Source organism: Peredibacter starrii (assembly GCF_034259205.1).
Classification (GTDB): domain Bacteria; phylum Bdellovibrionota; class Bacteriovoracia; order Bacteriovoracales; family Bacteriovoracaceae; genus Peredibacter; species Peredibacter starrii.
In genome coordinates, this window is record NZ_CP139487.1 from 3,427,300 (window position 1) to 3,451,973 (window position 24,674).

Sequence of the window (24,674 nt, forward strand, 5' to 3'; positions counted from 1 at the left end):
TCGGATATATTCTTAGAGGTCTTTAGTGCAAAAAAAGGTTTTTAAAGAGATAATCCTTACATGCGATACCTCATGCAAAAACCAATACTTGCCATCGGAATTATCATGATGGGCCTCTTCCTCTATCAAGTGGCAAGAGACCAGAAATGGGGCATTTTCCACAATGAGAAGTTGATTGCGACTTCTTGTAAGGGCGCCCTCGTTAAGATCCAGAAACAAATTCCGGAGAATTGGAAGACCTTCTGTGAAGGTAACAATTTGGCAGTGGAAATTAATGAGTTAGGAGTTCCACCTGAGGCGACCAATTTAAGATCTCTTATGTATCGTCAACTCGCTAATCACATGGCCTTTGTGGCCCGCATTTCCCACACCGATATTCTGGAAAAAGTCGATTTCGTGCGTTTCCGTTTAGATCATCCGAAGATGGTGATTAATGCCGTGACTGAGGGAAAATATATTGTGAAGCTCGCGACGTTAGAATCGCCCGAACATATCATGACTCATCTGAAGACTACCGTTCAGGTCAAAGAAGACATTAAATAATTCGGCGGTAGTGTCCTCGACGGTGTCTGTGAATTCATAGCGAAGAGCATGAAGAAATAATCTCTCAGCTTTCCTTCCACCATAAAGTTCATCACCCAGAATAGGAAATCCCAAGTGCGCCAACTGTGCTCTGATCTGGTGACGTAAACCTGTTTTAAGATTCACTAAAAGAAGACTCGTTCCCTGATTCATCGATACTTTCAACACAGCAAGAGTAGCGGGCTGAGAAAGTTCATGCTCTTCATCGGAGACTTTTTGTTTTTGTCCCTTTACACCACTGGCACGAAAATGATGTGTCCAAAGACCTTCTTTATTGAAGTCTCCTTCCACAATCGCCCAATAAAACTTACGTTTCATGGCCGTGCTAAAATGCTCTCTAATTTGCTTTAAAAAGCTCTCCGTTTTGGCCAGTACCATCACACCAGAAGTCTCGTGATCTAATCGATAAAGCAGACCTCGATCGTAATTTTCACGATTAACTTCTACTGCTTCCCACTTCCCTTCTTGAACAAGAAAATTCAAGAGCGTGTCTTTGTCAGTGTAACAAAGTGGATGGCAGTGAACACCCGGTGGTTTGTGAAGAACAATATAGTCCTTGGTCTCAGAAATGATTTTCACTTCCGGGCCCACATAGACCGGATTGATTTTCATATGATTCACAAAATCCAGTGGCAAGCGAGAAGTGCTTCTCGCTTTCACCGGACGATCTTGTTCTTTAGATGAGAAATGTCGCTTAATTTGCTGGCCGGAAGCGCCCAATGTCTTCTTTAAGGCGTCCTTGAGGGAAGAATCATCATAGAGCCAGGACAGTTCAACAAGCTCCATTACTGGGCCTCGACCTTCCGTCCCTCAGTTCTTAGATCAACTTTCTTTAAAAGAAATTCTACTCTTCGATCAGACACGTTTCCATTCACTTTTGCTTGAGGACGAGAGTCCCCATAGAAAATGGTAGTAATACGATCCGCTGAAATACCTCTCTGAATCAGAGACTTAGAAACGGCAAGTGCACGCTGGCTTGAAAGCTCATACGCGTCTTCACCTTTCTTCCCTACTTCACCGGCCTCAGCATGACCTTCCACCATAATGTTCCAGTTATTTTCTCGCATCATTTTTACTAGATGATCGAACACTTGGATATTAATTTCATCAATCCCAACTGAACCTTTCTGGAACTGCACTTTGTCCTTCATGCGCACCATGATGGTTTCTGGCATTTCATAAACGTTCGCTGATTCTGAGAGTTCATTATCTGCGAGCATTTTCTTCAGCTGATTCAATTGAGCATCTGATTCACGATTGATCTCGTGCTTATCGAGTAGACCTTCTGCAGTCAGAAATTCGATAGGAAAAGGTTTTGACGGCATGTCTGAATCAATCATCGTAGGAGCATCACTTGGTGATTTACCCGGACGCATGACCTCACCCGCTTTAAGCACGTTACCACCGAAAGCGTTTCGAAGTGATCCAATCGCCGCTTCATACTTTGCTGTTTCAGTCTTTGCGAATGAAAGCAGCAGAATGAAGAACGTTAGAAGAAGTGTACAAAGGTCCGAGAAGGTTGCAAGCCAACCGGGAGCACCGGGCTTACAAGGAGGACACTTAGGAGCGTCTGCCATGACTTACTCCTTGCCTTTATCATCGGCCACCAGACGTTCACCTGGAGGTAAGAATGAATCTAGTTTTTCACGAATCACACGTGGGTTCTCACCCGCCACAATTCCCAGAACACCCGCAACGATAATATTCATCTTCGTTGCTTCTTGTTTTGAACGCTGCTTAAGTTTTGCAGCAACCGGAATGGTAAACACGTTCGCGATTACCGAACCGTAAAATGTAGTTAAGAGAGCAACCGCCATCGCGGGACCAATCGATGAAGGATCCGACATGTTCTGTAACATTTGTACCAGACCGATCAGTGTACCGATCATACCGAAAGCAGGACCATCGGCCCCCATCCCTTCCAGCATATCCACACCTTTCGAGTGACGATCTTCCATCGCAGCAATTTCAAGCGAAAGAATTGAAGTGATCACTTCAGGTGGACGGTTATCCGCAGCAAGTGTCACTGCTTTCTTCAAAAATTTATCTTCAACTGGAACTTTCTCAAGTGCGAACACTGATTCACGACGAGCAGTTTCAGCGAGCTTTTGAATTTCTTCAATCATCGCTTTCGCATCAACCGGTGTCGAGAAAACTGACTTCATATAGTAGGCCACAAGAGCTTTAACGTTTTCCATTGGCCACTTAATGAGTGTTGTTGCAATAACACCCCCGATAACTACCACGATTGATGGTGGATCGATGAAAATTGAAAGTGGAGATCCATAAAGAATCGAACCGATGATCGCTAATGTAGCGAGTACTAATCCTGCGACTGTTGAAATATCCATAGTTCACCCTTGAACAAAAAAGAGTCTTTATGGATAAAGTATCGGAATCTTGGAAATGAACTTAAATATTTGGTTTTACTAAATTGAGATGGTCAGGATTAGATGAAAAAAAATTGAGGCCCTAAAAACAAAAAACCCCCGTCACAGCGGGGGTTTTTCTTATTTTTCTTCGCTCATGAGCATGGTCGAATCAATATATGAAAGCATCGCAGAGCGTAGGTCTTCTAGCGAAACTTCGCTGCCCACTTCTCCACCTTTGAAGACTTCTTCTTTGATCATCTCAACTGGAAAGCCGGTCATCTTGGCCAGTACTTCCAGACTAACTTTACCGTTCTTTTCTGAACCTGCCGTGGTCAGATTATCAGCTGTCATTTTCGACTCCTTGAAACTTAAGGCTACCTAAATCCATTTAGTAGCGGTTGCTCAAAAGCGTATCTTTTGGGCAAAAACAAAGTCAATCAAAGGGCCTAGAGATGTAAGATATTGTTAGGATATTCTTGAGAGAATTGGTTTAAATGTCGGAAATTACTGTTTTTATCAGGCTTTATAACCCGGGGCCGCAAGCAATGTCAGAAAGCTGGCAACCTTCTCTTCCATTTCCTGATATTCGGCCGGCGCCCTCGAAAGCAAAGTCACTCCACCACCAGCACCGTATCTCCACAAGCGATCCATTATTGATAATTGGGCCGTGCGTATATTGATGCTCGCGATTTTTTTGTCATTCAAACACAGAAGTGTCGAACCACAATAGATGCCCCGAGAGTATCTTTCTACTTCTTGAATAATTTCCATCACACGTTTTTTTGGTGCACCTGTTACACTGCCACCTGGAAAAAGTGATTCGAGAGTTTTTAGAAGAGAAATTTTTTGCGTGAGTTCAACTGAAAGCACTGAGTGCTGATGCAAAAGATTTGGAACCAAGAGAGGTGAACGTTTTTTAATGACACGGGCCTCTGGTTTATCGAGACGATTAAGATCATTGCGAAGAAGATCAGTGATCATATTAAGCTCACCCTCTTCTTTCACATCTGCTTTCATCTTCTCCCAATCTTTCTTCCAATCTTTTCCACGCTTCATCGTGCCTTTGATCGGCATCGTGTACATTTTGTTGTTCTGATATTGGAAAAGACACTCAGGCGAATTACTTAGAATCATTTCATCACCTAAGAAAGTGAGATGAGCGTAAGCACCAAGACCTTTCTGAGCGAAGAAGAAATCAGCGATGTCTCTTGGATCAATCACCTCTTCCGTCTCAAAGTCATACGGGTAAGTGAGATTGACCTGATAACAGTTACCGTTTAATAAATGCTCTTGAATATGATTGAAAGCACTCTTGTACTCAGACCAGCTTGGGCGCTCAAGAGACTTAAGCGGAATGCTTTTCAGACGAGACTTAGGGGACTTCTTAAACTTTTTATCTTCGTATTCTATTTCAATCGCAAGCGGCGTGTTCTCATCTACGGTGTGGCCCAGACCCATGAGGATGAGACCCAAGTCATAATAAAAATGAAACACGGTTGGTGTCTTCATCTTGCCCTGTAGCTCAATGCCCTCTAATCGCTTTAAAAAAAGCTCCAGGCGATAAGTTTCAGGGAAACCAGTGATGAGATTAAGTCTCGTGGTACGGAAGTAAATGAAAGCGCTTTTCGGCCTCGAGAGTTCAAGAAAAGAATTTTCATTCCACTTGAATCTTGAATAGATCATTTACTGCTCAGTTTTTTGGGGAGCAAGATCAGCAAACTTCGTCTGCGAACCGATCCATGCTAATTCAACCGTACCCGGTTCACCGTTACGGTTTTTAGCGATGATGATTTCCGCGATACCCTTCTTAGGAGTCTGAGGATCGTAGTAATCTTCACGGTGAATCAGACACACGATGTTGGCATCTTGTTCAAGTGAACCAGACTCTCGAAGATCCTGAAGTTGCGGACGACGGTCAGTACGAGAAGCAGCGGTACGGTTAAGCTGCGAAAGTGCCACCACTGGAATTTCCAGTTCGTTGGCGAGCATTTTAAATCCACGCGAAAGTTCGGCAATTTCCTGTTCACGGTTTTGCTTCTTCACGTGCATTGGCATGATCTGTAAGTAGTCCACGATGATCATAGCTAGTCCCTGCTCCGCTTTTAATTTACGGCAGTAAGAACGAATATCCATCAGGTTCGTGGCACCAGAGTCATTGATATAAAGCTTTAAGTTTGAAAGCTTCTGAACGGCATTTGAGATTTGTCTCAAATCCATTTCATTAAATTCTTTGGTTTTGAGTTTTCTTGAATCCACACCTGCTTCTGACGAAAGAAGACGCATAGAAAGCTCGGCGTACATCATCTCGTAAGAGAACACCGCCACCGCCATATTGGTTTGCTTAGCGGCCGCCACCGCCCAGTTAAGTGCGAAAGCAGTCTTACCCATACCAGGACGAGCAGCAATAAGAACTAGCTGACCTGGTTGAAGACCAAGAAGAGATCTGTCGATGGAACCAAAGCCCGTCGATACACCCATGATTTCACCCTTAGCACGGGCCGGCTTTTCGAGTTCTTTTAAGTTCTCGTAAAGCGCCTGCTTTAAAGGGATCATTTTATTGTTTTTAGTTTGAGCAGTTAGTTTAAAGAAGCCAGCTTCCACTTCCTGCATGAAGTCTGCAACGTTACCAGTGAAGTTCGTTCCAGTTTGCATCACTCGAGTCGCAGTTCTCACCACTTCACGAAGCATGCTTTTTTCTTTGATCATCTGGGCATAGTATTCAACGTTCGCCGCAGAACCGATCTCATCACAGATGGCAACAAGAGCACCTTGTCCGCCCACTTTCTCAAGCTTTCCGTGATCGTTTAATTTAGAGGACACAGTCACGATGTCAAAAGGCATCGATTCCATGTGAAGGTCTTTAATGACCGAGAAGATAATTCCGTACTGAGGATGATAGAAATCATCCGGCATCAGGTTTACGTCCGAAATCTCATCGAAGCTTGAGTTGTCGATTAATAGACATCCAAGGAGTGCTTTTTCAGCGCTTAAATCGTGAGGAAGTTCGTTCGGTCCGGCCATGATGTCCCTAAAAATGAAAAAGGGAGGACTTTCGCCCTCCCTGATTTTGAGTCAGATTACTCTGCGTTTGCAGCAGCTTCTGCTTCAGCAGCAGCAGCGGCCTTAGCAGCTTCAGCTTTAGCTTTCTTCTCAGCGTTACGCTTTTGAGCTTCAGCTTGTTCTTTCTTAAGTTGTTCTGCCATAGCAGCATCGATAGCAACTTTAAGATTGAATGTAGCTACAACGTCGTTGAAAAGTTTAGCTTTAACTTCGTAAGTCCCTAGAGACTTGATCGAACCATCGAAAGAAAGAAGACGACGCTCAACAGATACGCCAGCTTTTTCAAGTTCTTTAACGATGTCTAGAGATGTAACAGCACCGAAAAGGCGACCGTTAGATCCAACTTTTTTGATAAGTTCAACAGTGATACCATCAAGTTTTTTCTTGATTGCAACAGCTGCATCTCTTTCAACAGCAATTTTCTTAGCAAGAGCTTTTTGCTTATCTTTAAGAATGTTTGAGTTCTTATCGTCAGCAAGTAGAGCTAGCTTTTGTGGGAATAGGAAGTTACGAGCGAAACCGGCAGATACGTTAACGATCTCACCGATTGTTCCTAGAGACTTCACCTTTTCTGTAAGGATGACTTTCATATTGTTCTCCTAAAAATTAATCTTCAGTTTTACGTTTTACAAAATACTTTCTGAAATCAAACCAATTATCAAATAAACCGGCGACTGCGATGAGGTAGTTTGCCATGAGGATGATAATCATCACGATCAACGTACGGAAGAAGCCCATAATCCCTAAGAAGTTAAGCAGGTCACTTAGAACACCAAAGCCCTGGAAGAAATAAAAAATTCCAAGACACTTAATGATCGTCATTCCCACTGTTTCAAGGGAGCTGAAAGATCCAATTCCAAGATCATTTCCCCAAACCGCAAGTACCAGACCTGCAACAAGAAGAACTACGAACCCGAAAGGAACCTTAAAGTTTAATAAGTTTCTCTCGTCATGCGGATAATCGTTTCCAGAAAGTAAAAGCCTGCGGCTTTTAAGAACCAGGAACATATTGAACCAAAGCATGATAAAAACACCCATGAAGAAGTAACTTGGAAAAGAGTCCACCATTTCTTTTGCCAGTAGATCTGGACGATCTAATAACTGAAGAACTTGAACGGCCTCTTTATCTGTACTTTGTTCAATGGCCTTTTTCTGCTCGGCAATTTTATCCGAACTTTTCTCAATCTGCTGAATGATAAATTCGCTAGGAGTGAGATTATAAGACTTCAAAGTAAAACCAAAACCAGCGGCAACTAACAGAATAAAACTTAGTCCGAAAGTAACCATGCCCTTAATCGGTGAAACACCTCTTAGGACGATCTCAGCAATACCAAGTCCAAAAATAAACACGCCAACGTAAAAACCAAACAACGTCAAATCTCTGTAAACCATCAGGGCGAACAGGAAACTAATAATGAGTCCGGCCACACCTATTAAATACCCCTTCACTCTTCCATAAAGAATTGTGGCAAGGGCCAATGGAAACGGAGCGAACACCGCCATGATGAAACTAATACACAAAATCACTGAAGATGCGCCTAAAAGGAGCAATCTACCTGTGGAAAGTTGTGGCGTTTGCATCACTTGAGCATTCATACCAGTTTAAAATCCCAAATTAACGAGCAGTTTCGTTAGATTGGTAGCTGATAAGAAGCATGTTACGACCGCGCTTAATAGCTTCGTTTGCACGACGCTGGAAAGTCGGTGTAAGGCCTGTGATGCGAGCTGGAGAAATTTTTCCGAACTCGTTAACTAGCCATGAGTAAGACTTAGGGTTTTTCCAGTCTGGTGAAGACTTAGTTGCAGAGAAGTAACAAGACTTGCGCTTAGAGTGCATTTTCTTGTCTTTATCGTCTGAACCGCCGAACTCGTCACCTTCAACTTGAGCAGCTTGAGTGTGATTAGGGTTCTTGTACTCTTTAACGATATCAGCTTGGTGCTTATCTTCACCTAGCTTGATGATCATGTGACGTACAAGGTGTTCGTTAATACGGAACTTACGCTCGATTTCTGCGTTAAGGTTACCAGCACCTTTGTACATGAAATAGTGGTAAGCACCTTTCTTAAGACCTGATTCTGTTGGTTGAGCGAAAGTCTTCACTCCCCATGAATCGTTAACTAGAACTTCTGCACCGAACTCTTTGAAAGTTTCAGCAAGAGAGTTCTTGATGGAAGCTACAACTTCCTCAGATGCGTCAGGGCGAACGACGAAAGCCGTTTCGTAGATCATATTTCCTCCTGGATTATAATTAAGCCCGTAAGACCATTCCTACGAGCGAGATGAAATACTTAATATGAATGTCCGAGGGAAAATAACACAAAGACCCAAGATTTGGCCATTTCTTTCTCTCTTGAACTTGTTTTCCGGCTCCTCTGAGGAAGGAATAGATTCAATAACTTAAGGCATCGCATCATTTTGCTCAGATTTAAAACCCTCCCTAGGATCGTCTTGGCCCCAGTTTCCCTCTTAATTGTTATAACTTCTTGCAGCCTATTGTGAGAATTCCTCCTTCGTTGATAAAAACAAAAAGATCGCTTCAAAAATCTGGGAGGATAAATGAAGAAATTTCTACTCACGCTGGTAGTGGCGTTCTCCGCGTCTGCTTCTTTCGCTCAATCAGGAATGTCGGCGGCTCAGGTTTGTCAGAGAATTGCCGAGGTCAGTGGTTCAAATGGTTCAGTTTGTGCTCAGCTCATTGCCCGCAATCATTTTGATCAAGGCGCCTTAGATCTTGCTTATCAGGTTCTTCCTCAAGGTAGTTCATACGCAGTGGGAGTTTTAAATGCCACTGCCAACCGCCGTTTTGAAATTGAAGCAGGCCAGGCCTGTTCAACTATTTCATCCATCAGTGGTTCAAATACAGTTGCTTGTGCGACGGCCGTTGTTGATAAAAGAATCTCACCAGAGCTGGTTCGTATTGTAAGACCGCTGGCCGCTCAAGGGAGTAGCTATGTCGTCGGTGCAGTTCAGGCAGGTGCAGATACTTACCTTTATTCTCCACTGGCGGATGTCTGTGTGGCGATGGCAAGTGTAAGCGGATCAAATACAGTCGCCTGTGTTTCTACCATTGCAAATAAAGTAACTATGAATCAGTCAGAACAAGTATGTCGTACGGCCCTTAACAATGGGAGTTCATACGCACTTCAGTGCCTTCGCGGCATCGTTCTGGATTACACACCAGTTCCAGAACCAACTCGTGTGATGGTTGAACTCTACCAGCTTCAAGATCTAAGACGTTCCCTTTCAAAAGCACGCTCAATGCTGGATCGCGGGATGATTGAAAATGCTCGTCGTACAATCGACGATGCTCTCATCCAACTTGATTACATGACAGCTCCTACTCAACAGTAAATTTTAAGTTTTCTTTAACCGGTCTCACGCGAGACCGGTTAATATTTCCCCACATCCCATCTAATATTTCTTAAGTTTGGGCTTTTGCTTTTCCCTATTAAATTTAATGTATGAAATTTTTTTTATGCATTCTATTACTGTTGGGAGCAATCTCGGCCCGCGCTGATTTTGTGGCCGGAATTGGCCTTGAAGGGTCTACCAGTGGCGAAAGTAACAGAGGTGAATTCAGACATAACTCCTTATTTGGTGTCCGAGGAGATTTTGAAATTGGTTTCAAGTATTTGACCCTCCATTTATCCGGGGCCTATAGTTTCGGAACCGCAGACTCAGACTACCAACTCACCGATCCAAACAACGCCAGTAATACAGCAACTGCTGAAGGACTAGAGACGACTCTTGGACTACTTCGCTTGGGAGTTGGTGCCAGATTAATGCTTATACGCTCACAGAGATTTCGTTTCTTCGCCGGAGGCGGTGGACTCTACGGTGCCCTCGCCTTGATGTACGACAAAGATGAATATTACTGGAAAACCGGTTCAACCAATGGACTTAAATCAACTGAGGCGCAAGCACTCAAGGGCAGTTATCTCGAAGCTGGCATGGATTTCATCTTTACCAAAACCGTAGGGATGAGACTTCTTTATCAAAAAACATTCCTTCAAACTGACGCTTTTGAAACTCTCAATAACAAAGAGCTCGATCTACAAACAAATTATTTTTCACTCAACTACATTCAATACGTTGATACAAAGTGGTAAAAGGAGAAATTATCATGAAAAGAATTTTAGGAAGTGTGCTGGTCATGATTGGCCTCATCTTCCCTCACCTTTCACAGGCCGTTGACCGCAGTTCAGGTTGTGGACTAGGAAGACAGATCGCCCCAAGAAAAACATTGTTCTCTACATCTACTGCTGCGACAACTGATGGTGTATCATGGCCGACTCAACCTTCGGCGATGACCTCTGGAACTTCGGGTTGCGCTCCTCACGGTTTATTAATCGAGGCCAGCAAAAGAGAACATTTCATCTCTACTAATATCGCAGCCATCAAACTTGAAAGTGCTTTGGGTAAAGGTGAACACCTGGCGGCCCTTGGACAATTTTATGGATGTGGTGGCAGTCAGGAAGCTTTCGCTCGCACGATGAAGTCAAACTATTACTCGGTCTTTAAAACATCAGATGCTCAGACGATTAATCAATCCATCACTGGCCTAGGATGTGCACTATGAAATATATCCTCGTAGCTTTGATCGCATTGCAAGTTTCAACAGTATTTGCTGATAACAGTTCTGGCTGTGGAATGGGCTGGAAAGTGACGAAGAGTATGACGACATCAGGTTCTTCAACTCGTACCACGACTAATGGCACGTTCTCGAATACTTTTGGTATGACTTCCGGGACAAGCGGTTGCGACTATCACTCACTCGTTCTTCAGGACAAAAACAAATTACATTTCATGGAATCAAATCTTATTCCTATGAAATATGAAGTTGCTGTTGGTTCAGGCGAACGTCTGGATGCATTCGGAATGATGATGGGTTGTAAGCAGGAAAGCCTGGGTCATTTCAAATCAGTTATGAAGAAAAACACTCCTCAGATTTTTGGTCACAATAATTCTCCATCTGTTATCATTGAAGAGATGGAGAAAATTATTTCTACTGATTCATCGCTAGGTGTTGGCTGTTTAATCTAAAATTTCTTTCAATCATCATATTATTAGGGATCTGCTCCACATCCGGAGCAGATCCTATTTCATTTCATGAGAGATGGAAGAAACTATATTATCCAGAACTCAAGAGCGATCCCGGGTTTTATTTCACAGATGAGCCTCACAAGGCAGAAAAAGAAATTGCGGCGGCCAAAGTTCTTTTTAAATCTGAGGTGCATTTCAACACTGATCAGCATCCTCAATGTAAGTTCCCTGCCCGTTTCAAATTATTAAAAGAGAACTCTACGGAAAGTTTTCCGACTTCAAAATGCCCAGCTTATGACGAATGGCTCGCGACCCTTGACCCACAAGGCGCCTCGCTCGTATTTGCCGGCAACTATCCGGACAATCCTGGCTCGATTTTTGGACATACTTTTTTAAAAGTTAAAACCAGTTCTCATTCAAGATTACAATCCAAGGGGAAACAGCATTCAGAGATTCTGGATTACGCCCTTAACTATGCGGCCGCAGTGGATGATACTGGCAGCTTTATGTATGCCATGAAGGGCATCTTCGGAGGCTACTACGGTTTTTTCTCCATGGATCCCTACTACGTTAAAATTAATGATTATAGTGAAGGTGAAGGAAGAGACATTTGGGAATATGAACTGGCATTCGACCAAAAAGACGCTCAGTTCCTGCTCGCTCACTTCTGGGAAGTCAGATATCAGGCCAAGTTTAAATACTACTTTTTAGATGATAATTGCTCGTTCCTGGTTCTAAAATTGATCGATGCGACCAAACCTGAATGGAAAGTCGTCACATCAGATCCTCCCTACGTGATCCCAATCGAAACGGTTAAAGAGCTCAAAGAATTTCCAGGAGCGATTAAATCAACTCATTACAGACCTTCGGTCAGAAAGAAGGCCGAAAACTCTTACAAGAACCTGAATCCAATTCAGAAGCATGAAACGATTAAACTTCTTCATCACGAACTTAGCCCGGCCAAGATTACGGATGCGAACGTTCTCAACACCGTGGTCCTCTCCCTTTTCTCTAAACGCAGTAAAAATAATGGGGCACTTTCAACGGAAGATAAGTTACTTCAAGATGGTACCTTGATTCAACTTTCAACTCTGGATACTTCTAAACTAACAAGTGAGGTCGAAAATCAAGGTGACCCCTCGAAGAGTCACAAAGTTAAACAAGTGGGACTTGGATTTGGGTATCAGCAGAAGGCCTATGGAGAACTTAGCTTCAGACCCGGTCTTCACGATATGACGGACTTTCAGCGTGGTTATCTGGATTATTCGGAATTAGAAGTCGCAGATATTCATGCTCGTATTAAAGAAGACCAGTTCACCATTCATAACATTGATCTATTTAATTTGGGTCTCTATCGCCCAACCTCTCTTCAGGAAAATTCCTTTTCATGGAGAACTCGCTGGGCCTATCAAAACCAATCACAAATTTTCTGTGAGTTTTGCAAGAGTGTTTATGGGGAAGCGGCCGTTGGCTACGCCTACCATCTTTATCCCAAGCTCCTTACCTACATCATGTTTGGTGGTTTCTTGAATGCCGGGGCCATTGATACTCATGAACTAAAGTCTGGAGGAATGAGTGAGATCGGAACGATCTCCAATTTCACAGAAAAAACCAGGCTATTATTTGCCATCTCTTCCTACTTAAATCTCACGAATACTACTTCTGGGAGAACACTCTACAGAGTCTCAGTCCAGGGAACTTACAACATTGATAAAGACATTGATGTGAATCTAACTTCACACTCAGGACTTCAGTTATCTGGATCCGAGAAGTTTGAAAGTGACGTTCAGGCCTCAATTGACTTCCATTTTTAGACTGACTAACTTTTAGACACCAATCAGAATCCTACTCTTTGGGCCCTTTTTACGGGGCCTTAAAATCCATTCCCCCTAGTGCCTAAAGATTTGACAGCAGGGTCAAATTTACAAGCGCTCGCCCTCTTAACCCGTTCCTCACATAAGATTAGGTCATATTTATTAAGGAGTTTTTCATGAAAACGTCATCAATGGTTCTGGCCTGTCTTGTGCTTGCCTGCTCTTGCTCGAAAGTAAAAGAACTTGATAAGCGCACGCAGAACATGGAGAAGGCAACTGAAACCATGTCGACCACAACTGATGACATGAAAGAAACGATGGCGAATATGTATCAGCAAATTCGCTCTAAAGAGGCGGAAGATACCCGTGATGAAAAATTCACAATCCTTATGGACGACAAGGCCGACATGGGAACAAGAGTGACTGCGGCCGGTGTTTTCTTTAAATCACTTGAATTCCAACTTTGGACAGATAACGGAACATATGACAGCGAACATACACGTAACCTTCTTTACGTTGATGCTGCAAACGAATTTACTCGTCGCATTTGTGATCTTTATACTCACATCAATGTGAAGAAAATGAGCCCAACAAAAGACGGTAACGAATACGAAAACTCTTTCTATGCTCTCGCTGCGGCCATGCATATGAATCACCATCTCCAGGAAGAAACGGCGGCGAAAGATTCTAAAATGAAAGTGACTTCATTTTATGATCTGGTAAAGCAAGCATTAATCAACGAACAAAAAGGCAATCGCCTCGCTGAACATGAGGAAATCCTTCTTCAAGGAGTCAACCGTGAAATCATGGTTGAGCTAATCAAAGCACGTGTAGACATCATGTCTGCCCTTGCTCTTAAAAACCTGACTGACAAACGTGAGATGACAATCGGCCAAAAAGCCAAAGGTCTTCTCTTTAAGGTTACCGGTGGACGTTTTGGTTCAATTGATCTTCCAGAACTTTTTGATAAATCAAACGATGCCACAAAAATTTATACTGAAAAGTATCTTGATGGTGCTTTAAAGGCGAAGCGCTTTCTCTCACAAATTGGAGTTGAGAAGCACCTTGAGAAGACCCTTCAATCTGCTTACAAGAACATTGATTTCAATGAGAAAAATTCTGATCTTAAGAAAGATGAAGAACCTGCTCAGGACAAGAGAAAAATGGCAATCAAGGCCATGATCACAGAACTAATGGAATAAAGACATGCGAATTCTTTTAACTTTCACTCTCCTCTTTTCTTTGAATGCTCAAGCAATGAGCGAATCAAGATACTTCGAGCGGCCACTAAGCTGTCCGCTCCGTTTCTCTTCTCTGACCACTCTAAGAGACCAGGTTCAAGTCCTGGTGGCGTCCCTCGGAAATGGTTGCACGAAGGAAAATCAACAGGCGATCAACTCGCTTAATTCCAATGTGGCCAACCTTGAAGGGATTTATAACAGCTACAGTAGCTATAATACCAATGGCAGTAACACTACCGCCCAGTACGCTAAAAACGTGGGCCAGGTTTTGGGAAACATCAATCTCATAACATCGAACAATGCTTGTTTCTACGACATTAAGTCTCGGGGTGTGTTGCCGGTACTGGGTGACGTGATCATGAGTGCTTCGCAATTGGGACTTCTGGTTCCAAGTGCTACCGGTACCATCATCGCTGCCGGTGGTTTTATCGCGGGCTCAAGTTTAAAAATCATCAATGAACTGGTGAAGAAAAAATTCAACTTCAATAAGCCGGAAGAGCGCCGTGCTTTTATTCAACTCAACTGTGCTTTCTTTGATAGCCGCAGACTGATGGAAGAATCAGGAATTTTTAACCCTGAGACCGAAGAGTTCCGTGAGGACATTGTCAATCAACTCCGTCGTGAGAGAGTTGAGCTTTTAAAACTTCAAAAGAAGCAAGAGTCGGACATTAAAGAGCTGGATGAGATGCTGACCTTAGTAATTAATAACCTTCCAGGTGTGGAAGACAAAAACCTTGATCCGGTACTGGCACGCACTTTTGATGAAGTGACGACGGCCTTGGCCTTTAAGCCCGCTGATTATTCGCAGAAGCTTCGTCAGGTGACTTATCTCAATGAGCGCATTAATAAACTCATTGATGGCTCGCAGAAGCTTGTACTGGAGACCAAAGCCGAACCAGCAAGACAACTTCTTCTCTCAAGTCTTTTGAAAATTCAAGACGATCTCGTTCCAAACGGTAAAGCTTGGAGCAGCACGATTGATGATTATGAGATGAATGTACGCGGACCACTCATGGCCTTTATTGGCCCGGTAAGTGATGCATTGAAGAAGGAACTTGCCTCGCTTGAATCTGAACTCGTCGTGAATGATTTAGGTGCTAGTAAGGACATTACTCGCCTTAGAATTAGAATCAAAGAAGGCAAAGACGCTTCTTGGGGAATTGCCCTTCGATTAAGCTCACTTGATGCAAAAATCACCTCACTTGATAATAAATATAACTCAAGAATTTTTTCCGATCAGGATGAGGGAACTTCAAATGCAGTCGAACTTCTGGATTACTACAGAAAGCTTCAAAGCAGTATTCTTGGTCGCGAAGGAAAAGATTATTTGAAGAATGCGATTAAGGTTGGCTTCAATATGAAGGAAGGTCTCGAACATCAACTTTCATTGTTCAAGAGCACAACTAATCAACGCGAAAGATGTTCGGCCGCAGAGAAGACGCGTTTCGCCTGGACCCAGTACCGTTACAAAATCCAGGAAGTGCATGACTTCGTGGCCACGAACCTGGATCTTTATCGTTCAAGTTTCCGAATTGGAAAAGAACGTCAAAAACGTGCGACGTCTTATGTTCTGGCCCAAATTGATTCGGTTGAAGACTTTCTGAGTGACAAACGACCAGCAGACGAATCCGCTGGTTATTTGATGAAGGATGTAGCTAATAAAGTAAAAGATGTAGAGATTCTACTCCACGCCTCTGGATGTTTTTAATTCTCAGGGGCGTAGATCTCATATTGTTCAGCGTGATAGTTGTTGTCAGCACGAACGAGAAGCGTTTTATTGTGAGTTTCTTCCAGTACTTCGATGATTCCGAAATCCTCAGAAGATAGTTTTGCACATACTTCAGGGTGAGCGAAGATCGTGATCTTCCCTGCACTCGTGCGCTTCATGACTTTCTGAAGTTCACGAATCACTTCAAAACTCACTGTCTCAACCGACTTCACGCGGCCCACACCCTCACAATAAGGACATGGCTCACACATCGTACGGATAAGAGTGTCGCGTGTACGTTTACGGGTCATCTCAACCAGACCAAGACCAGAGATCGGAAGCACGTTTGTTTTCGAGCGGTCCTTCTTCAGGGCCTCAAGCAGTGACGTATAGACCTGAGTGCGGTGTTCTTCTTTTTCCATATCGATGAAATCGATAATGATGATCCCGCCGCAGTTACGAAGACGTAATTGATAAACGATTTCTTTTACGGCCTCGAGATTTGTTTTAAGAATAGTTTCCTCAAGGGTCTTCTTCCCTACGAACTTACCGGTGTTCACGTCGATTGAAACCAGAGCTTCCGTCTGATCGATATTGATTGAACCACCAGACTTTAAGAACACCTGATTTGAAAGAGCTCTTTCGATCTCGATATCAATTCCGTAGTGCTCAAAAATCGGTAATTCACCGTCGTAGAACTTAATCTTTGCTTTATGATGAGGGATAAAGCGCTGAATGAATTTCTCAATCTGCTTCACAGATGATTTTGAGTCAGCAATTAGGTTATCAACGTCCTCATCCATAATGTCACGAAGAGCACGTTGGATGAATGAAAGATCCTGGTGAAGTTCAACCGGGGCCTTCGCCTTCTCCATTTTCTTCTGAACGTCTTTCCAGATTTTCACCAGATTGTTGTAGTCGTTCTTCAGAACTTTATAACTTTGAGTTTCGGCCACAGTACGAGCAATGACACCCACACCTTCAGGACGGATTGAATCCAGGATGTCTTTAAGACGCTTTCTTTCTTCTTCTGATTCGATTCTGCGAGAAACACCCGTGTGCTCGATAAACGGCATATAAACGATATGACGGCCGGCCAGAGTGATATGACGAGTAACTCGCGGACCCTTCGTTGAAATTGGTTCTTTCGCGATTTGCACCACGATCTCGTCGCCTTCTTTCAGGAAGTCCTGGATTTTTACGTCCGGGCGGAATTTCATGTCTACGGTTTCTGTCAGGGTGGAAAATTCATCAGGGATAACTTCACCCAGGCGTTTGGTGTTGGCCTCGGTGGTTTCGATTCGACTTTGCATCTCTCGCTGCTCTTCCAGAGTCGGAAGATAAGCGTCGTCCACATACAGGAAGGCCGCGCGCTCCTGACCAATGTCAATGAAGGCAGACTGCATCCCTGGAAGAACTCTTAGAACTCTTCCGAGATAAATGTTACCGACGATTGGAGCTGATTCATTTTTTGGGGAATGTCGTTCAATAAGGAAGTCTAGGATCTCACCATTCTCAATGAGCGCAATACGCGACTCACTGTGAGTCTGGTTGACCACAAGTTCTTTTGCCATGAAAAATGTCCTAATTCTAAAAACTTAATAACTTAAAATTAGGACCAGAATACAGGCAAAAGAACTAAAGTGAAAGTCGGTAATCTATGACTAGTTGAGCATACCAATGATTGTCGCTGAAAGAAGCGATGCAAAGGTACCACCTAAAAGGGCTTTTAGGCCCAATTCTGCCAACATTCCACGTTTTGAAGGAGCTAACCCACCGATTCCTCCCAATTGAATTCCAATTGAAGAAAAGTTGGCAAATCCACTCAATAAGTATGTGGCCATTAATAGCGATTTAGGACTTTGTAGAACACTGATCTCTTTCATTTTAGCAAGAGTCGTATAGGCCACGAATTCATTAAGAATTGTCTTCTCACCAAGAAGCTGACCGATTGAAACCATATCGATGTGTGGAACACCCATTAACCAAACCAGTGGTGAACAAAGGTAACCAAGAATAAACTGAAGAGTAACGCCTGAGTACTGTCCGCCAGTAAAATTCTGGATAACAGTATTAAGACCCGTATAGTATCCGAACAGGTCATTCAAAATGAAGTTAACCATTGCAATCATAGCAATGAAAACGATAAGCATTGCGGCCACGTTTAGAGCTAGTTTAAGTCCATCTTCTGTACCTAAAGCAACTGACTCCAACATACTTGAACCAACTTTCTCATTCGCAAGATTAAGAGAAGTGTCCACATTTTCAGTCTGAGGAAGAAGGATTTTTGAAACAATGATCGCTGCCGGAGCAGACATCACAGAAGCAGCGAGAAGGTGTTTAGCGAAATAGAGCTGTTGAACCGGATCGTCCCCACCAAGAAATCCTACATAAGCGGCCAAAACGCCCCCTGCAGTACTTCCCATACCACCTACCATCACACATAGAATTTCAGAGCGTGTCATCTTATCCAGGTATGGCTTAATCAATAACGGAGCTTCGGTTTGCCCAAGAAAGATATTGGCAGTAGCAGAAAGGTTTTCAGCTCCAGAAATCTTCAAGAATCTTCCTAATAGCCAAGAAAGTCCGAACACAACTCTTTGTAGAATTCCTAGATAAAAAAGTAAGCTTGTAAGAGCAGAAAAGAAGATAATTGTAGGCAGAACTTGGAAAGCAAAGATAAATCCAATCGATTTAACATCCATCAAATTGCCGAAAACGAATGTTGACCCTTGCTTGGTAAAACTTAGAACCACAACAAATACACTTGAGATTCTTTCAAAGATTGATGCAACAAATGGAATGTGTGTAATGCTTAGGGCAAAAATAATTTGAAGCAATAAACCAAGGCCAACGAGTTTCCATGGTATTTCTTTTTTCTTGGAACTAAAAAGGTACAAAATCCCAATTAGAACACAAATGCCTAAAATACCACGCAACAACGACTCTAGGTTCATAGAACTCCCAGCTATTAGCACCGCTAATGTAAATGTTTAGTGTAACTCATAGAGTTATACTAACAGGGAGTTAATAATGGCAAGAAAAAGTCGGGTATTTTTAAAAAGTCATCTGCCAGAATTGAGTGCCATACTGCACCTGAGGCAATGTCAGATTTCCAGTATTTTCCGCATGCCAGGCCACTCTTTCTGAGGAATTAAAATCTACTGAAGATGTAAGATCGTCCTGATTTCTCTGCACACTGTCGTAGGCAACCCAGATTACACCAAGGATTACACCGATGGCAGCTCCGGTCCAAATGTTCGAAACGTGCTGACTTGGCTTATCGACAAATGAAAGAGTCGAAAGACCTAGAATCGCCCCGCCTGCACCTGCAGCTCCGATTAAAATTAAATCATTTTGAGTGCTCTTAATCAGATCGTCCTCTTGAGCGAAGGCCGCCGAAGGAAGAACGAAAGAGAGACATAAGAGTAAACAAATGAGTTTTTTCATACCAAATCCTATGGAGTTAGATTGCAAACGAGAGTCCATGAGACTATGATAAGTGCCCATCTTAAAGATGGCAAATCTGTATTGCATTGAGAGACGAAATGACGAATGAAAATTTTCAAGTGTATCCCCTAATCGACAAGAAGAAACGTGGGGAGCGTTTAACTAACAAAGAAATCAAATGGTTCATCCAGAGCTACACTGATGGCAAATTACCTGACTATCAAATGTCAGCGATGTTAATGGCCATGTTTATCAAAGGTATGGATGTATCTGAGACAGCATATTTAACGGATGCCATGCTCGAGTCCGGGAAACAATTGAAGTTCCCTGGAAAGAACGTAATCGATAAACACTCTACGGGTGGAATTGGTGACAAGGCCTCTTTCGTACTCGCCCCTATTGCATCAGCTGCGGGTGTGAAAGTTCCCATGATCGCGGGTCGCGGTCTGGGTCATACGGGCGGAACTGTTGATAAAGTTGAGGCGATCAAAGGTTTCAGTACGGCCCTTGATCTCGATACGTTTTCTCAGAAATTAAATAAAGAAGGTCTGGTTCTGATCGGTCAAACTCCTGAGATCGCTCCGGCCGATCGTCTGATCTATGCTCTTCGTGATGTGACTGCCACTATCGACTCTATTCCTCTTATTACTGCATCGATCATGAGTAAGAAACTCGCCGAAGGTGCTAATGGCATCGTGTTTGATATTAAGTGTGGCACTGGTGCTTTCATGCGTACTCCAAAAGATGCTCGTAATCTTGGTAAAAGCTTGATTGCGACTTCAAAACGCTTTAAGAAGAAAGCAGTCGCTCTTATTACTGATATGAACCAGCCTCTTGGTAATACGGTTGGACACTCTCACGAAATTATCGAGAGCATCGAAACACTTAAAGGTAACGGTCCAAAAGATCTTACAGATATTTCAATTGCTCTTGCGGCCCATATGATTCACATCGCGGGTGTTGAGAAAACTTTCGAGAAGGCCCATAAGAAAGCACTAGAAATGGTGAGTTCTGGAAAGGCGCTGGAAGAATTCAGAAAACTCATTAAGTCGCAAGATGGTGATGACAGAGTGATCGACGATTACTCTATTCTTCCCCTGGCCTCGGCTGAAACACAAGTTCTTGCTCCTAAAACGGGCTTCATCAAGATGTTCCAGAATGAACAAATCGGACTTCTTCTGATTGAACTTGGTGGCGGTAGAAAAACAAAGGCCGATCTTATTGACCACTCAGTAGGATTTACATTCCATAAAAAGATCGGTGATAAAGTGAAAAAAGGTGAACCTATTTTCACGATTCATCACCATCCACACCAACAGCCGATTGTAGAAAAAATCAAAGCTCAATTCGTAAAAGAAGTTCTCACCATGTCTTCTACGAAAGTAAAAGCCCCAAAACTTATTATTGAAAAACTAAGCTAAGGACACCATATGTCGATGACGAAAATTGTTGAGGCCTCACAGTACATTCTTTCCAAGATCAATAACAAAAAACCAAAGATCGGTATCGTTCTTGGTTCCGGTCTTGGAATTTATATTGATCAGATTCAAAACAAGACAGTTATTCCTTACCAGGACATCCCTCACTTCAAACGCACATCGGTTGAAGGTCACTCCGGTGCCCTTATCATCGGTGAAGTTCATGGAGTAACGGTTGCGGCCCTTCAAGGTCGTCTTCATGCTTACGAAGGCTATGCTGGTGAAGAAATTGTTCTTCCAGTAAGAACTCTTGCTGCTTTGGGTGTTGAAACAGTTTTCCTAACGAACGCTTCAGGCGGTATCAATCCTAATTTCCACCCTGGCGATCTTGTGGCCATCACTGACCACATCAACCTTTCAGGTCGTAACCCACTGGTTGGACCAAATATCGCTGAACTTGGCCCTCGATTCCCGGACATGGGTAACGCTTATGATAAAGAAATGCGCGATGTTCTTCATGCTGTTGCAAAAACTCACCATGTGGAAATCAAAGACGGAGTTTACTGCTCTGTTTTAGGTCCGACGTATGAAACTCCGGCAGAAATCCGCATGATGAGAATCATCGGTGCTGACCTGGTTGGCATGAGTACGGTTCCAGAAGTGATCGCCGCTAATCACCTAGGGCTTAAAGTTGTAGGTGTTGCTTGTATTACTAACTACGCAGCAGGGATCAAAGAGGAAAAATTAAGTCACGCAGACGTTAAAAAAGTGGCAGAAAAGGCCATGGTTGGATTTGCCACCGTTTTAACTGAAACTATAGGTGAGTTAAAAAGAATGGGAAAAGTTTAATGAGTCTACGAGATAAAGCACTAGATGCATCTACCCGCGCCTACTCACCGTATTCAACTGCAAAAGTTGGTGCCGCGATTGAGACAACCGACGGGAAAGTTTACCAAGGCTGCAATATTGAGAACGCAAGCTACGGTGGAACGGTTTGTGCTGAACGTGTGGCCATCTGGAAAGCAGTTTCTGACGGTCATATGAAGTTAAAGCGCATCTATGTTTATACTAAAGACGGCTGGCCACCTTGTGGTCTTTGCCTTCAGGTCATCTCGGAGTTCGCTGACCCAAGCTTAGAAATTACCTTAGGAAATGAAGCTGGAGTTGAGACGACGAAGAAGTTCAAAGAATTTCTTCCTAATGCCTTCACTCCGGAACACTTAGATTAAACTATAAAATATAGGGATGAGGCGAATGTCTCATTTATTACATGCAAGACAAAGAAAAGACCTACGAGTCGTCTAAAGAGTTATTAAGTTCCCTCAATTTCGTTGTTATCGATCTCGAAACAACCGGGGGAAATCCTGAAACAGAAAAAATCATCGAAATCGGAATGGTCCGCATTGAGAATCGAAAGATTACTGAGGACCGTTCTTTTCTGGTGAATCCTCAGAAGGAAATTCCGGATTTCGTTCAGAAACTTACTGGTATTCGCAAGGCCGATGTTGAGCACTCCCCTAAAATTGAAGAAGTGATTGATGAGATTGTTGAGTTTATCGGAGATTCAATTCTCGTGGCCCACAATACATCATTTGATATTCCGTTTTTAAATGGCGTTCTGAAGAAGCTTCAACGTCCGACCCTTGATAACAAGGTGATCTGTACCAACATCATGACCAAGTACATGATCCCAGACATCATGAGTTCTAATCTTCAATATATGTCGCAAATCTTTGGCATTCACCACTCACAGGCCCACCGTGCGATTGAAGATGCTCGTGCAACCGGACTTCTCCTTTTAAAATACCTCGATATTTTTGAAAGTAAGAACATCCGTAAGATTAATCAACTTTATTACCCTCGTAATAAGTTCGAGTTAGATCGTGCGATTATTGAAACTCCGGAAAGTCTCGATAAGGTCTATGAGACCCTGGCCCAGATTTCTAATCCATGTGTTCTCACGGTTAAAGGTGACAATGGTGTGATCCTTACGATTCTTCCGATTAAATCTCCGAAAGATGAAGTGGAAGATCTGAAGACGTACCTGGGTGACTTCCGTTGGAGCCAAATTCATATTCGTCTATGTGGCCCTTTCATCGAAGGTCTGTTCTTTATGAACGCGAACTTCGTAAAGATCCCTGAGACCTATCGCAAGAAATCGATTGAGTATCTTAAAAAGAAACACAAACTTCCGCCCGCTCCTCGTTTAATGGATGAGCATGACTTTGTGGTGACTCCACATTTGATCAGTGGTCAGTTCATTGTGTATTCGTTTTTAAATTTCTCGCCGTATTCGCAGCTGATCTTTAAGTTTCCTTCTCACAAAAAGAAACTTCACCAGTTCCTTCTTGGACAGGTGGGACGCTTTGAGACTCAACAGAAGGGCAAGAAGAAGGCCTTTATTCAGAATGACATTCGTGACATTTTCTTGAGTCTCTTCCATGACTCACTGGCAAATGAACCGCAAGTGTATCTGCCGCTTCGAATTGCGGACATCAAAGATGAGAAGAAGCACTATCTGGAAAAGATCGAAAAGCTTTCAGAAACAGAAGTAGATCGTTACAACTTCCCTACTAAACATCTTTAAAATCACAGATTTTTTTCATTCTTAGGGAGTAATTTTAATTACTCCCTGTCCTGTATTTCTTTTCATTCCGACTATTTAAATCTTTCAAAATATTCCAGGTAATTTGCATGAAGCTTATAGCCTGGAAACTTCCATGACCCCCAATGAAGGGGGCCTTTTTTTACGAAAAGGATTTGTTATGGAAGACATGATCAGGGTTCTGGTAGTGATTATCCTTTTATTGCAGCTTGCTGTAATACTTAGAATAATCTAATCAGATTTAGGAGGGGTGGTGACTCACTCCTCCACCTGTCATGTTTCAAGATTGTATCAAAAAAATCTGAGTCAATTCAATGTCCAAAAGGTGCCAGGTTGCTTTCGCTGGCGGAAGTAGAAACTACCTTTCAATAATTTATATCAACTAACCTTGGCTTAATTCAAGGTCGAAATGGTGCCAGGTTCCTGTTGAGAAAGGGCCGGCTTCAGATTATCAATGACTTCTTTTGAAGGAACTTTCACGTCCCAAACGAGTCCCATTTTCTCAAAGAGTTTGATCACGACAAACGAAGCATCAAACTGACCTTTAAGAATTCCAGTCGTCGCAGAGAATGGAAAGCAGTGATGATTATAGTGCCAGCCCTCACCAAATGTGAGCCAGGCAAGCCAGGCGTTGTTGTGACTATTATCACGACCTTCTCTCGCCGGAAAATCATAGGGCCGATCACCATGAAGGTGGCCCCAAGAATTCACCAGGAAGATCGTGTGAAGGTGACAAAGACCACCAATTAAATAGACCCATACCAGAAACTGAAAACCATTTGTTCCAAGTTCTGGTTTAAAGTAGCGAAGACCTTCGCCTAATAAAAATAAAAAGAGCGCAAATATTCCGTGAATCGCATCACTCTTCTCATTTAAAAACTTAAGCTCAGGGAATTTCTCCCAGTCTTTGATACGAGAGTAATCAGTAATAAAAGATTTCTTCTCCATCGCCCAACCAATGTGGGAAGTGAAAAAGCTGTGAGCAATCGGAGAATGAGGATCCTTTTCGGTATCAGAATACTGGTGGTGCATACGGTGATGGGCCGCCCACCAAAGAGCACCTCGCTGCATACAGATGTTTCCGGCCAGGGCCAGGAAGAACTGAAAGCCACGCGTGGTTTTAAAACTTCTGTGAGAAAAATAGCGGTGATAAGAAATGGATAAAAACAAACCTCTCCACACGAAGAAGAAAAGCGTGAGGTAAAGGGCCGTCGCAGAGGTTCCCGTCCAGATGACGTTTAAGACCAATAGATGAATAAAAACCAGGCGTATTGTTTGTTTGTCCATTCCCGGATTATAGGCCCATTAAATCAAGATATACCGATGGGAGACGACATTTACAGAGGTGTCAAAACCTTAGACGGCCCAAGGATTTCCTAC

The 24,674-nt window shown here is 43.0% G+C and carries 25 protein-coding genes; 12 read left to right on the forward strand and 13 right to left on the reverse strand.

From position 1 onward, the window contains the following. Nucleotides 1-60 precede the first annotated feature (60 nt). Entirely contained in the window at nt 61-543 is a 483-nt protein-coding gene (locus tag SOO65_RS17135) for a hypothetical protein (RefSeq protein ID WP_321393193.1), read from the forward strand. Here SOO65_RS17135 and SOO65_RS17140 read toward each other — a convergent pair. From SOO65_RS17140 to rpsF, 9 genes are all read right to left on the reverse strand, one after another. After that, on the reverse strand, nt 475-1,368 hold the full coding sequence (locus SOO65_RS17140) for an RluA family pseudouridine synthase (protein WP_321393196.1): 894 nt from the start codon (nt 1,366-1,368) through the stop codon (nt 475-477). The two genes, SOO65_RS17135 and SOO65_RS17140, sit on opposite strands and share 69 nt — an antisense overlap. Continuing rightward, on the reverse strand, nt 1,368-2,159 hold the full coding sequence (locus SOO65_RS17145) for an OmpA/MotB family protein (protein ID WP_321393199.1): 792 nt from the start codon (nt 2,157-2,159) through the stop codon (nt 1,368-1,370). The genes SOO65_RS17140 and SOO65_RS17145 overlap by 1 nt, the downstream gene beginning before the upstream one ends. A gap of 3 nt (nt 2,160-2,162) precedes the next feature. After that, entirely contained in the window at nt 2,163-2,933 is a 771-nt protein-coding gene (locus SOO65_RS17150; protein WP_321393202.1) for a motility protein A, read from the reverse strand. A 159-nt stretch (nt 2,934-3,092) separates the two neighbouring features. Then, nucleotides 3,093-3,305 (reverse strand): hypothetical protein, encoded by a 213-nt coding sequence (locus tag SOO65_RS17155; protein WP_321393205.1) that lies wholly within the window; start codon nt 3,303-3,305, stop codon nt 3,093-3,095. A gap of 165 nt (nt 3,306-3,470) precedes the next feature. After that, entirely contained in the window at nt 3,471-4,637 is a 1,167-nt protein-coding gene (locus tag SOO65_RS17160; protein ID WP_321393208.1) for a chorismate-binding protein, read from the reverse strand. Continuing rightward, nucleotides 4,638-5,975 (reverse strand): replicative DNA helicase, encoded by a 1,338-nt coding sequence (gene dnaB, locus SOO65_RS17165; RefSeq protein ID WP_321393211.1) that lies wholly within the window; start codon nt 5,973-5,975, stop codon nt 4,638-4,640. A gap of 56 nt (nt 5,976-6,031) precedes the next feature. After that, on the reverse strand, nt 6,032-6,604 hold the full coding sequence (rplI, locus tag SOO65_RS17170) for a 50S ribosomal protein L9 (protein ID WP_321393214.1): 573 nt from the start codon (nt 6,602-6,604) through the stop codon (nt 6,032-6,034). Nucleotides 6,605-6,620: 16 nt separating this feature from the next. Next, entirely contained in the window at nt 6,621-7,610 is a 990-nt protein-coding gene (locus SOO65_RS17175) for a DUF2232 domain-containing protein (protein ID WP_321393215.1), read from the reverse strand. A gap of 19 nt (nt 7,611-7,629) precedes the next feature. Next, nucleotides 7,630-8,244, reverse strand: a complete 615-nt coding sequence (gene rpsF, locus SOO65_RS17180) for a 30S ribosomal protein S6 (RefSeq protein ID WP_321393219.1) — start codon at nt 8,242-8,244, stop codon at nt 7,630-7,632. Between the two features lie 327 nt (nt 8,245-8,571). Between rpsF and SOO65_RS17185 the strand changes: the two genes are divergently transcribed. The 7 genes from SOO65_RS17185 to SOO65_RS17215 all read left to right on the forward strand — a co-directional run bounded on the left by SOO65_RS17185 (nt 8,572) and on the right by SOO65_RS17215 (nt 15,821). Next, the gene (locus SOO65_RS17185; protein WP_321393222.1) at nt 8,572-9,366 is read left to right on the forward strand and encodes a hypothetical protein; all 795 of its coding nucleotides are present in this window, start codon (nt 8,572-8,574) and stop codon (nt 9,364-9,366) included. A gap of 110 nt (nt 9,367-9,476) precedes the next feature. Further along, nucleotides 9,477-10,124 (forward strand): hypothetical protein, encoded by a 648-nt coding sequence (locus SOO65_RS17190; protein ID WP_321393224.1) that lies wholly within the window; start codon nt 9,477-9,479, stop codon nt 10,122-10,124. 14 nt (nt 10,125-10,138) lie between these two features. Beyond that, nucleotides 10,139-10,594: a DUF3015 family protein gene (locus tag SOO65_RS17195; RefSeq protein ID WP_321393227.1), complete on the forward strand. Its 456-nt coding sequence runs from the start codon at nt 10,139-10,141 to the stop codon at nt 10,592-10,594. After that, the gene (locus SOO65_RS17200; RefSeq protein ID WP_321393230.1) at nt 10,591-11,058 is read left to right on the forward strand and encodes a DUF3015 family protein; all 468 of its coding nucleotides are present in this window, start codon (nt 10,591-10,593) and stop codon (nt 11,056-11,058) included. The genes SOO65_RS17195 and SOO65_RS17200 overlap by 4 nt, the downstream gene beginning before the upstream one ends. Nucleotides 11,059-11,246: 188 nt before the next feature. Further along, nucleotides 11,247-12,872: an Lnb N-terminal periplasmic domain-containing protein gene (locus SOO65_RS17205; RefSeq protein WP_321393233.1), complete on the forward strand. Its 1,626-nt coding sequence runs from the start codon at nt 11,247-11,249 to the stop codon at nt 12,870-12,872. Between the two features lie 176 nt (nt 12,873-13,048). After that, a complete protein-coding gene (locus SOO65_RS17210) occupies nt 13,049-14,074 on the forward strand; it encodes a hypothetical protein (RefSeq protein ID WP_321393236.1) in 1,026 nt (341 codons plus the stop codon). 4 nt (nt 14,075-14,078) lie between these two features. Continuing rightward, complete coding sequence (locus tag SOO65_RS17215; RefSeq protein ID WP_321393241.1) at nt 14,079-15,821, forward strand: hypothetical protein; 1,743 nt, start codon at nt 14,079-14,081, stop codon at nt 15,819-15,821. On the opposite strand, the gene SOO65_RS17220 is transcribed toward SOO65_RS17215, so the two are convergent. From SOO65_RS17220 to SOO65_RS17230, 3 genes are all read right to left on the reverse strand, one after another. Then, a complete protein-coding gene (locus SOO65_RS17220) occupies nt 15,818-17,395 on the reverse strand; it encodes an Rne/Rng family ribonuclease (protein WP_321393245.1) in 1,578 nt (525 codons plus the stop codon). The two genes, SOO65_RS17215 and SOO65_RS17220, sit on opposite strands and share 4 nt — an antisense overlap. A 90-nt stretch (nt 17,396-17,485) precedes the next feature. Then, nucleotides 17,486-18,778 carry a NupC/NupG family nucleoside CNT transporter gene (locus SOO65_RS17225; protein ID WP_321393247.1) on the reverse strand — a complete coding sequence of 431 codons (1,293 nt, stop codon included), beginning with the start codon at nt 18,776-18,778 and terminating at the stop codon, nt 17,486-17,488. Nucleotides 18,779-18,878: 100 nt separating this feature from the next. Beyond that, nucleotides 18,879-19,271 carry a hypothetical protein gene (locus SOO65_RS17230; RefSeq protein ID WP_321393250.1) on the reverse strand — a complete coding sequence of 131 codons (393 nt, stop codon included), beginning with the start codon at nt 19,269-19,271 and terminating at the stop codon, nt 18,879-18,881. Between the two features lie 98 nt (nt 19,272-19,369). Here SOO65_RS17230 and SOO65_RS17235 point away from each other — a divergent pair, with 98 nt between their 5' ends. Genes SOO65_RS17235 through SOO65_RS17250 form a run of 4 tightly spaced genes read left to right on the forward strand, consistent with a single transcriptional unit; the run spans nt 19,370 to nt 23,276 of the window. Next, nucleotides 19,370-20,692: a thymidine phosphorylase gene (locus SOO65_RS17235; protein ID WP_321393253.1), complete on the forward strand. Its 1,323-nt coding sequence runs from the start codon at nt 19,370-19,372 to the stop codon at nt 20,690-20,692. 15 nt (nt 20,693-20,707) lie between these two features. Beyond that, nucleotides 20,708-21,538: a purine-nucleoside phosphorylase gene (locus SOO65_RS17240; RefSeq protein ID WP_407677022.1), complete on the forward strand. Its 831-nt coding sequence runs from the start codon at nt 20,708-20,710 to the stop codon at nt 21,536-21,538. Then, the gene (locus SOO65_RS17245; protein WP_321393259.1) at nt 21,538-21,918 is read left to right on the forward strand and encodes a cytidine deaminase; all 381 of its coding nucleotides are present in this window, start codon (nt 21,538-21,540) and stop codon (nt 21,916-21,918) included. Before SOO65_RS17240 ends, SOO65_RS17245 begins: the two co-directional genes overlap by 1 nt. A gap of 41 nt (nt 21,919-21,959) precedes the next feature. Beyond that, nucleotides 21,960-23,276, forward strand: a complete 1,317-nt coding sequence (locus SOO65_RS17250; RefSeq protein ID WP_321393261.1) for a 3'-5' exonuclease — start codon at nt 21,960-21,962, stop codon at nt 23,274-23,276. Nucleotides 23,277-23,687: 411 nt separating this feature from the next. Here SOO65_RS17250 and SOO65_RS17255 read toward each other — a convergent pair whose 3' ends face one another. Continuing rightward, entirely contained in the window at nt 23,688-24,581 is an 894-nt protein-coding gene (locus SOO65_RS17255) for an acyl-CoA desaturase (RefSeq protein WP_321393264.1), read from the reverse strand. Nucleotides 24,582-24,674 lie beyond the last annotated feature (93 nt).